9 protein-coding genes are annotated in these 10,325 nt (G+C 44.8%); 1 reads left to right on the forward strand and 8 read right to left on the reverse strand.

From position 1 onward, the window contains the following. The 5 genes from IM319_RS09460 to IM319_RS09480 all read right to left on the reverse strand — a co-directional run. On the reverse strand, positions 1-184 hold a 184-nt coding region (locus tag IM319_RS09460; RefSeq protein ID WP_287735408.1), incomplete at its 3' end, for a hypothetical protein. Between the two features lie 340 nt (positions 185-524). Further along, positions 525-1,364, reverse strand: a complete 840-nt coding sequence (locus IM319_RS09465) for a nitrate ABC transporter ATP-binding protein (RefSeq protein ID WP_287075954.1) — start codon at positions 1,362-1,364, stop codon at positions 525-527. Positions 1,365-1,481: 117 nt separating this feature from the next. Next, entirely contained in the window at positions 1,482-3,500 is a 2,019-nt protein-coding gene (locus IM319_RS09470; protein ID WP_287735410.1) for a nitrate ABC transporter ATP-binding protein, read from the reverse strand. 69 nt (positions 3,501-3,569) lie between these two features. Then, entirely contained in the window at positions 3,570-4,400 is an 831-nt protein-coding gene (ntrB, locus tag IM319_RS09475; protein ID WP_286825572.1) for a nitrate ABC transporter permease, read from the reverse strand. Between the two features lie 112 nt (positions 4,401-4,512). Beyond that, positions 4,513-5,871, reverse strand: a complete 1,359-nt coding sequence (locus IM319_RS09480) for a CmpA/NrtA family ABC transporter substrate-binding protein (RefSeq protein WP_287735412.1) — start codon at positions 5,869-5,871, stop codon at positions 4,513-4,515. 742 nt (positions 5,872-6,613) lie between these two features. Here IM319_RS09480 and IM319_RS09485 point away from each other — a divergent pair. Continuing rightward, positions 6,614-7,696, forward strand: a complete 1,083-nt coding sequence (locus IM319_RS09485) for a molecular chaperone DnaJ (protein ID WP_287735413.1) — start codon at positions 6,614-6,616, stop codon at positions 7,694-7,696. A 223-nt stretch (positions 7,697-7,919) separates the two neighbouring features. On the opposite strand, the gene IM319_RS09490 is transcribed toward IM319_RS09485, so the two are convergent. The 3 genes from IM319_RS09490 to IM319_RS09500 all read right to left on the reverse strand — a co-directional run bounded on the left by IM319_RS09490 (position 7,920) and on the right by IM319_RS09500 (position 10,029). Continuing rightward, positions 7,920-8,318, reverse strand: a complete 399-nt coding sequence (locus IM319_RS09490; RefSeq protein WP_287735415.1) for a type II toxin-antitoxin system VapC family toxin — start codon at positions 8,316-8,318, stop codon at positions 7,920-7,922. Continuing rightward, on the reverse strand, positions 8,318-8,554 hold the full coding sequence (locus tag IM319_RS09495) for a CopG family transcriptional regulator (RefSeq protein ID WP_150977674.1): 237 nt from the start codon (positions 8,552-8,554) through the stop codon (positions 8,318-8,320). The genes IM319_RS09490 and IM319_RS09495 overlap by 1 nt, the downstream gene beginning before the upstream one ends. A 329-nt stretch (positions 8,555-8,883) precedes the next feature. Beyond that, a complete protein-coding gene (locus tag IM319_RS09500; RefSeq protein ID WP_353857191.1) occupies positions 8,884-10,029 on the reverse strand; it encodes a restriction endonuclease subunit S in 1,146 nt (381 codons plus the stop codon). Between the last annotated feature and the right edge of the window lie 296 nt (positions 10,030-10,325).

Genomic DNA, 10,325 nt, shown 5'->3' on the forward strand with positions numbered 1-10,325 from the left:
TCCGAAAGTCCTTGACTTGTTTCAGTTTTTCTATTAAGCTCAACATATATTTAAAAAGTTGGCGGTCACTTTTCATTTTACAAAGACAGTGATCGCTTTTACTTTTGATATTCTGATGGGAGAATGAAACAGCCCTACCCTTAATCCCCCCTTGACAAGGGGGGTATCTGGCAATTTTTAACATCTACCTACTTAGGGCTTGCTGAATAATGGTAAAACCCTTTTAAAATAAAGCTTTTGACCTGTTAAAGTCCGATGTTAGTGCAAGAAAATAGGATTGGGACTTTCAAAAACCTTGCATTATCTTTCTTATAGTACATCGCTTGGTACAAAAAACAAGGGCAACAAAGCCTGAAACTCCTGACTCCTGACTCCTGACTCCTGACTCCTACCCCCACCGAAAAACTTTTTCAGCAGACCCTACTTAGAAATAATTTTACTTGAAGAAGGTTTCCCTAGAAAAAAAGTCTAGGTGCGATCGCTATTAAGTCAACCGCACCCCAAACTAATACAAATGCTCACATCTAGCTAACATCATCGTGAGCGAAACGATTATAGAGGAAGTCGAGGGCATAGTTACGCAGACGATAATATTCAGGATCCTCCATAATTCTCTCCCGATCGCGGGGACGGGGGAAATGAATATTCATCACTTCGCCGATTTTTGCTTCCGGTCCATTGGTCATCATCACCAGCTTATCAGCGAGGAAAAGAGCCTCATCGATATCGTGGGTAATCATCAACACCGTACAGCGTTTATCTTGCCAGATTTTCAGCAATTCTTCCTGTAATTCCTCTTTGGTAATCGCATCCAAAGCGCCGAAAGGTTCATCAAGAATCAACACTTCGGGACGGATAGAAAGAGCGCGAGCGATCGAAACCCGTTGTTTCATCCCCCCGGAGATTTGGGGAGGGGTTTTATCCATAGCTTCGGTTAAACCCACCATAGCTAAATGTTCGCGCACGATCGAGCGTTTTTGCGCTTCCGGGGCATTGGGAGACACCGCATCTACCGCGAGATAGACATTTTCAAAAACACTTAACCAAGGCAATAAAGCATAGTTTTGAAACACTACCATGCGATCGGGCCCGGGTTTAGTAATTTTCTTACCGTTAACTTTAACAATGCCATCGGTGGGAGAAGAAAAACCCGACACCATATTTAATAGCGTCGATTTACCGCAACCAGAGTGACCGATCACGCAGATAAATTCACCTTCATTGATGCTGAGATTAACGTCCTTGAGGACGGTGTAGGGGCCTCTAGGAGTGGGGTAAACCTTAGAAACTCCTTCAATGGTGACAAAAGCTTCTTTAGTGGGGGTCTGGGTTGCTCGGTTAATTGTGTCGGTAGTGGTGTACATAATTATAGTCGCTAAAAAGTCGAAAGACAGGTAGAAAGTGGCAGAGTTGCAGGGCTTAATCCAATGGGATCATATTTTAGAGGTAAAAGGGGAGAAAATCTCCCCTTTTACCTCTGGTTAGGCGATTTTACGGGGTTCCACCGCAGTAGGACGAGCATCAATAGCCACTTCGGCCATGGTGATGTTTTGTTTGATCTCTAAACTATTGAGATAACCGATCGGATCCTCGGCATCAAACTCGATACCATCGAATAAAAGGATCGGTGTGCGACGATATTTAATATCCCCTAGACCCAATTCCCGGACTGCGGTACTAAAGACACCCACCCGACAGACGCGTTCGAGAATTTCTACCCAGTTACGGGGGAAAGGAATGTGGCCCCAGCGCGCCATTTGGGTCATCATCCAGAGGTGTTCGGTACGACTGGGACGATTTACCCCTTCTCCATAGAACAGATGGTGTGCATATTCTTTCATCGGTTGATCGAGACTGCACGCGTAGGAGTTGGGATCACCCAGTTGGATATAATCGATATTGGTACTAAGGTACTGACGACTGGCGAGGATTTGACGAATTTCTTCCTGATTCCCTTCCTCGGCACAGTAGCGACAACCTTCCAGCAGTGCTTTGACTAAAGCGACATGGGTATTAGGGTATTTATTGGCCCAATCTTCCCGGACTCCCAGGGCCTTACCCGGGTGGCCCTGCCAGATTTCTAAGTCGGTAGCGACGGTGTAACCGATACCTTCCATGGCGGCCCGTAGATTCCAGGGTTCACCGACACAGTAACCGTCAATACTGCCGGTTTTCAGGTCAGCTACCATTTGGGCCGGGGGAATAGTTTCGAGGTGAACATCTTTATCCGGGTCAATACCAGAGGCTGCTAACCAGTAACGCAGGAGCAAATTGTGCATGGAGGAGGGGTGAACCATGCCAAAAATATGGCGCTGCTCCCGGGATTCCAATAGCATCTGTTTTAAAGCATTACCGTCAATCACTCCCTCGTCATAGAAGCGTTTAGCGAGGGTGACACCGTTACCGTTACGAGTCATAGTCAGGGCGCTGACAATCGGCAAAGGTTGCTCCTGATAACCACCGACGGTTAACCAGGTGGGCATTCCTGAGGGCATTTGCGCCCCGTCGAGGAATCCCCCCGCGATCCCGTCCACAATGCCCCGCCAACTGGTTTCCCGGACTAAATTCACCTCATCTAGACCATGTTTAGTGAAGAATCCCTTTTCTTTGGCCACTGCTAGGGGAGCGCAAGCGGTGAGGGGAACAAAACCGATTTCTAGATTGACTTTTTCTAAACCGTGACGGGCAATAACTTCGACCTTGCGAGCGCGCAGTTTTTTGATCCGTTTTTGTTGGTTGAGGAAATAGATAATTTCGCTCCGGAGACTGTAGTAACTGGGGTGTTCTACCACTTCCATGCGTTTGCGGGGACGGGGGATATCTACTTCCAAAATACCGCCAATTTTTGAGCCGGGACCGTTGGTGAGCATGACGATGCGATCGGATAATAACACCGCTTCATCCACATCGTGCGTCACCATTACCGAGGTCATTTCGTATTCTTCGCACAGCTGCATTAACTGTTCCTGTAGATTACCTCTAGTCAGGGCATCTAACGCGCCAAAGGGTTCGTCTAAAAGTAGCACTTTCGGACGGATGGCTAGGGCGCGAGCGATCGCTACCCGTTGTTTCATCCCCCCCGATAATTCGTTGGGACGTTTATCCACTGCATGACGAAGATTGACCAGATCGATATATTTTTCGACTTCGGCTTTTCTTTCGGTTTCTGATAGTTGAGCGAGAACTTGATCGACGGCCAGAGTGATATTTTCTTTGACGGTTAACCAGGGCAAAAGGGAATAGTTTTGGAAGACTACCATGCGATCTGGCCCTGGTTTTTTAATGCTTTGACCTTGCAAAGTCACCACTCCTTCCGTGGGCAAGTCTAAACCAGCGATCATGTTTAAGAGGGTAGATTTTCCGCAACCAGAGTGACCGATGAGGGAGATAAATTCCCCTTTTTTGATCTGTAAATTAATCCCTTTCAAGGCCACATATTCACCGCCACCACTGAGGGGGAAGACCTTATCAATGTTATCGACAGCGACAAACAAACTCATAGTTTTTTCTCCTTAAATTTCCTCAAGTTTCAGTTATTTATAAATGGGGAAATTTTCCCCATTTATCCCCTATTGACGAACGATTTGATTTTGCAACCAAGCCATAAAGCGATCGAGTAATAAACCCACACCACCGATATAAAACAGCGCGAGAATAATATCACTGATGTAGTTATTTTGGTAGGCATCCCAGATAAAGAAACCGATACCGACGATACCCGACATAACAATTTCAGCGGCGATAATCGCTAACCAAGCTAAACCGATCGCAATTCTCAAACCAGTGAAGATGTAGGGAAGTGCCGAGGGAATTAATATCTTGAAGAAGAATTTTTTGCTGGACAATTGCAAGACTTGTTTAACGTTGATATAGTCTTGGGGAATTTGTTGGACACCGACGGTAGTATTGATCAAAATCGGCCAAACTGCGGTAATAAAGATAACGAATAAAGCGGCGGGTTGGTTTTGTTGTAAAGCGGCCAAAGATAGGGGAACCCAAGCGAGAGGAGGAACTGTTCTCAGGAATTGAAAAAGGGGATCGAGTGCCTTATTTAAGAAAGAATTTAAACCGACCATAATCCCCACTCCAATACCCACCACTGCGGCAAAAAAATAACCGATTAATACCCGTTGCAGACTCGCTAAAGTTTGCCAGAATAGTCCCTTATCAATACCTCCACGATCAAAGAAAGGATACATTAAATAAGTACGAGTCCGTTCATTGGTGATTAGGTCAGATGGGGGGGGTAATTTGATTAATCCCAGCATCGAAACTAATTGCCAAACAATCAGAAAACCCAAGGTACCGATAATAGGGGGAAGAATATCTTGGGAATGCTTTTTCCAGAATTTACCGAAGTTGAAACCACCGTTACTTTTTCTGCTGACGCTACTTGCCATTTTGCCGTTTTCCTTTGTTGAAGATAAAGTTACTTGATTGGGGAGAGAAGAAAACACTTTTGGGATTAATAGACTAGATATTTTATGACCCTAGCCTACCGGGAAAAACTCGCTATTTTTTGATCTCCAAACTATCGAGATAAGCTTGGGGATTAGCGGGGTCAAAAGTTTTGCCATCAAAGAATTTTTCGACACCGCGGGAGGTACTGGTGGGAATATCGGCTGCGGCAACTCCTAATTCTGTAGCTGCCGCTTTCCAAAGATCCTCGCGGTTAACTTTGTCGATTAATGCTGAGGCAGTGGTTAAAGTTTCTTTCGGCAAGAAACCCCAACGAACACTTTCGGTTAAAAACCAGAGATCATGACTCTTGTAGGGATAGGAAACGCTACCAGCAGGATCTTTCCAGTAGAAAACCCCTTTATTTTTGTCGGTGATTTCCGGTTTACCGTCACCCATTTTCTGTATTCCTTTGAGGGGACCGGCGATAAGTTCTTCTTTGAGGTTGAAATAAGCCGGTTTAGCGAGAATTGCCGCCGCTTCTGCTCGATTTGCCTCTTGATCTAGCCATTGCTGCGCTTCCATAATTCCTTTTAATAGTGCCTTGGTGGCTTTCGGGTTTTTATCCACCCAATCGGCGCGGATAGCGAGGTATTCTTCCGGGTGATAGGGCCAGATTTCTGCGGTTAAAGCTGACATAAAACCGATCTGATCAGCCACAATTCTCGCCGGCCAAGGATCGCCGGTACTAAACGCATCCATGGTTCCCGTTTTCATGTTGGCCACGGTTTGGGCGGCAGGAACCGCAATTAGGTTAACATCCGTATCGGGGTTAATACCACCGGCGGCTAACCAGTAACGAATCCAGAAGTCTTGGTTAGCTTTCGGGAAAGTATAGGCGGCTTTGAAGGGAGTTCCCGTCGTTTTCATGCCGAGGATGTAATCTTTGGCGGGTTTCAGGTCTAAACTGATATTTTTGCCCTCGTGTTTACTTGCGATCGCAATTCCGTTACCCTGGGTGTTTAACTGCGCTAACACATACATGGGGACTTTAACGTTATTTTTGGTGATTAGTCCCTCGGAAATTAGGTAAGGCATGGGCATTTGCCACTGTCCCCCGTCAATTCCGCCCGCATCTGCGCCAATTTCGACGTTATCCCTAGCGGATCCCCAGTTTGCTTGTTTGGAGACTTCCACATCGGGCATCCCATGTTTAGCGAAAAAGCCTTTTTCCTTGGCAATAATTAAAGGTGCGGCCTCAACGATAGGAATATAACCTAATTTAATTTTGGTGGTTTCAGGAGCTTGTTCGGGGGCGATGGCGACGGGAGAAGCAACCGGGGAAGCGGGTGTAGTGCTGGCAGTTCCACCCGTACTGTCGGGGGGATTACCCAGACAACCTTTGAGGACAACAGCCCCTGCCGCTGAAACTGCCGCCGTGGTTAAAAATTTCCGTCTCGAAAAATTGGACATGGAATTCTCCTGCCTGCTGCTAAAGCAAATATGTGTGCTGAATTATGGGGAAAGGAATCCCTCGCTAAACTTTCCCTCTAGCCCGTGCTATAGAAATTTAGCTATGGAATATTGAGTCTCAATTGAACTTACTAAATAAGTCTAGCGGAATTTGGAAAAAATAATTAATCCGATCGAGAATTTTATTTACAAAAATTTAATTCGATTGATAAGAATTAATTAAGACCATTGATATATCTAGGGTCTGCTGAAAAAGTTTTTCGGTGGGGGTTGGGGGTTGGGGGTTGGGTGTTAGGGGTTGGGGTGTAGGGTTTTACCACCTGAATTTTCCCCCTGATCACTCCCATGCCTGAGACTTTTTGATTGACAAAAAGTCTAAAAGTCTTACCCAACAAGGTTTTTAGATTTATTCAGCAGACCCTATCTAGTTTCTAGGCACTTAAGCCTGTCTGTGGACTTGGGGTGATGGGGAGTGGGGAAGTGGGGAAGTGGGGAGGTGGGGGAGGTTGGGGAAGTGGGGAGGTTGGGGAAGTGGGAAGTGGGGGAAGTGGGGAGGTGGGGGAAGTGGGGAAGTGGGGAGGTTGGGGAAGTGGGGGAAGTGGGGAAGTGGGGAAGTGGGGAGGTGGGGGAAGTGGGGAAGTGGGGAAGTGGGGAGAAACAATAAAATGAGCCAAGGGTGAGTTTTAGGAATGCGGCTCCTTCCGGCTTGGTAGAATGGACAATATGCTTTCACCCCAAAGTAATGACCAGATCTAAAAAGCCGAAATCACCGAACTCCTCTGATTCGCCCACCTCACCTTCCTTGGCTCTCTCTTCCCTACATTTTCGTTTCCAAGCTTTAGAGGAGGAGCATCAGTGGCTCCTCAAGCAGATTGGCAGAAAGCGCAACGAACTGAAGAAATTCCTCGACCAGATGCGTTCCCTGGCGACGGAGATTTTTCAGAGAGGGCAACCCCTCTATCAAAAACTTACCGACCTCGACCGCGAAATACACGCCCTTTTTGACGAAATCCTCACTGCTAGAAAATTGGGGCAGCAGACAAAAAAAAGGATTCTCGGAATTTACGAGACACTTCAGTTAACGGGGGTGATTAGCCCAAAATTTGAGGATGGAGATGAAGAACTAGACGAACTTTTCGGAGACGAAGAGTCGGAAGGATCATCGGAGCAATCCGCGCAGGATTTCTTCTCTGGGGAAGACTCCTATGGCCGTCACGATGATGGAGCAGAGATATCACCTGAAAGCTCGCCTAAATCTCCTGAATCTAGACAAATACGCCGCACTTTCCTGAGAATGGCTGAGATTTTTCACCCCGACAAGGTTACGGATCCCGAAACTCGGATGCGTCACAACGAGATTATGAAGGAAGTCAACCGTGCCTATAAAGAGGGAGATATTGCCAGACTGCTGGAAATCGAACGACAGCATCAAATGGGAGACTCTTTCGAGGTTGAAGGCTCATCGGAAAGCGACCTCAAACGACAGTGCGAGAGGGTTGAAACCAATAACGAACTACTCAAAAAGCAATACGAGAACCTGAAAAGAGAACTGCGCTCGGTGCGAAATACCCCGGAAGGCGAGATGGTGAGGGCCAGTCGCGCTTGTGAGAAGGATGGCATCGACCCGATTGAGCAAATGCTAGAGGAGATGAAATTACAAGTTCAATCCACCGAAAAAATCTATAATTTTGTCCGTGACTTTCGCGATAAAAAGATAACGGTTAAAGAGTTTCTGCGCGGACCGGTCAGGATGGGCAGAAGCCCGGAAGAGATGGAAGACATTCTTGATCAACTTCTGGAGCAACTTCGCGGAATCAGCCGTTAAAGAGAGAAAGCCAGTATTTAGGGTATGCGGCAAAAAGTTTTTCCTGGGGGCTGAGTGTAGGTTTTTACCTAATTTTCAGGGAAAAAGTCCCTGAATTTTCCCCCCGATTATTCCTATATCTGGCACTTTTTGATTTTCAAAAAGTCTCAAAGTCTTAGCCAACAAGGTTTTTAGATTTATTCAGCAAACCCTATGTATTCTCGAATTAGTTAGGCGATTAGCTTTAACGCCAATTTTCCCACGATAATCCTTGAATACGAGCAAATTCTTGGGGATTGGCCGTAATTAATTTAAGATTATGAGTAATCGCCGTTGCACCTATTAACAGATCGTAAGCACCAATGGGAGTCCCGGATTGTTTGAGAGCTGCTCTAATTTGAGCGGCGCAAATGGCTTCTTGATTGCCAAAGGCAAGAATTGAGAGAGAAGCAAGAAATTCGTCAAGAATGGGTCTTATTTTCTTTGCCTTCGCTGGATTAAGAAATAGTCCATATTCGATTTCCATTAAAGTTATCGCAGAAACGGCAATTTCCCTAGGAGAGTGATTTTTAATCTGCACTAGAGTGTTGCTATCACCTTTGACAAAATCACTAATCGTACAAGTATCGAGTAAAACCAGCACTAAATCACCTCATCTTCTCTAGGTGGGGAAAGTTCCTCTCTATAAGCTTCAAAAATAATACCATCACTTACCCCTTGAAAATTAAGGATAGTTGACGACCATTGCGACTGTTCTTTTGTGGTAATTAAAAGCTGTATTGCTTCTCGAATCAAAGCATTCTGGGATTTGCCTGTAGAGCGAGATAAAGCCTGTAGTTGCTGACTTAATTCATCTTCCAGATAAAGGTTGAAGTTCATAACTTAAATTAAGCAAGTATCAATTAACTTTATTATAACAGGATAAATTCTTTCTTTTCTGGGCTGAGATATTTATCAGCATTTACTATGCTAATAGCAAACTGATCAGCTGTTTGAGCAACTTTACTACCCATAATATCACACCACCTTCCCAACTGATAACCGATAACTCTTGAGTAACGCACAGAAAACGGGTTTCTCCGAGAAACCCGTTTTCTACTCAAATAATCAGTTTTTAATAACCATATTTAGTATTAGTTAATTGTCCAACCGTCTTTTTTAATGGTATTTCCCACAAGATTATGGCAGTAATCCGCGGGATGCCATGGCTACAGTTCCCCGCGAAAGGCGCGTTGTAAAAGGGAATTAAAGAGATTTTCGGATTGTTCAAACATTTCAGAATTTTTCTTAATGCTATCTGTCAAGTAATGGCTAACTACGGCGAACTTCTCCTGTAAATCAATTGGCGGAACGGGGATCTCAAAATTCTTCATAATTGTCGTATTGAGATTAGGTTGAGTTCCGTCAGGTGCGATCGCTCGAAAATGTTCGGTAATAGAATTCAGTAATTTCAGCAAAAATATTTGATTTATAGATTTATCTAAATCAGAAAAAGCTAACCAACCATCATGAATACACCCCGCAATTTTTAGAATTCTTGCAAATCCTAGACTCACACCGCAATTTGCAAAAATCAGAGATCCTGGTTCTAAATAGCGACTTTTCTTGACTCCATCAGGTTTAATAGCTTCAGCAGTTTTGTAAATATATATATCATCCCCCTCTGTAGCATCGCCTATCTTAATCCAAGGGATAGAACCACCTAGATAATCGTTAATTGGTCTTGGAGAACCGCCACGAACAATTGTACATAGGTTTCCTAGTTTTATCTTCTCCCACCCTTTCGGATTAGTAACAGGATCACCGAACATCTCTAGGAAAGTCGATTTTAACAACTCCTCAGTCAACCGAATCGCCTCCTTGCGCTTGCGTCGCACCCCATCCGCTTTATCTAAAATTGCCGCAATTCTTCGCTGTTCTTCGAGGGGTGGGAGGGCAATAGGAATATTATTAGCCGCAGTCTTAGTTAGCTTCCCTCGTGTACTTCCAGTAATAAACGGGGTAACGTCATATCTTTCTAAATGACGGCAGATGTATCTAATATCGACATCTTTTTTGGGTCGCAAAACATGAGCGTGATTGTTAACCCAACATTTTCCCTCCACTTGATAAGCAATAGTCTTATCAGCATCCCCAAAATGCCCTCCGTCTTCCGCTAAAAGTACAAGAGGCTCATCAAAGATATAATCGGCGACGGAGTCCTGCTGACCATTAGCTCCATAATATGGATATGGTCCAGGCACTCGATCTTTTTGAGTAATTGGTTTTCTCTTACTATCGAGGAAATCAACGACTTCTGACAAAGGGCGGTGAGGCCACTTCTTTGTGATTTCTGATGGATAGATCATGATCATCCCAACATCTCCTTTAACGCGTGTAAAACCTGAACAATCTTATTTTCAAACATAAATCAAATATCCTTTCTGTTGACTAAAGCGGTGGGTTACGACGGATTGTTAGATTGACTTTAACGCCTAGATTGTTGCCGTCTAACCCACCCTACTATGAACTACTATGAACTCTTCTCCCCCCTTTTTAAGGGGGGTTGGGGGGGATCGAATGGCGCTTTTATGCTAGTCATCACATCCTCTCCAAAACCTGATCAATCTTATTTTCAAACATAAATCAAATATCCTTTCGGTTGACTAAA

Source organism: Microcystis sp. M113S1, from assembly GCF_020246945.1.
In the GTDB taxonomy this organism is placed as follows: domain Bacteria; phylum Cyanobacteriota; class Cyanobacteriia; order Cyanobacteriales; family Microcystaceae; genus Microcystis.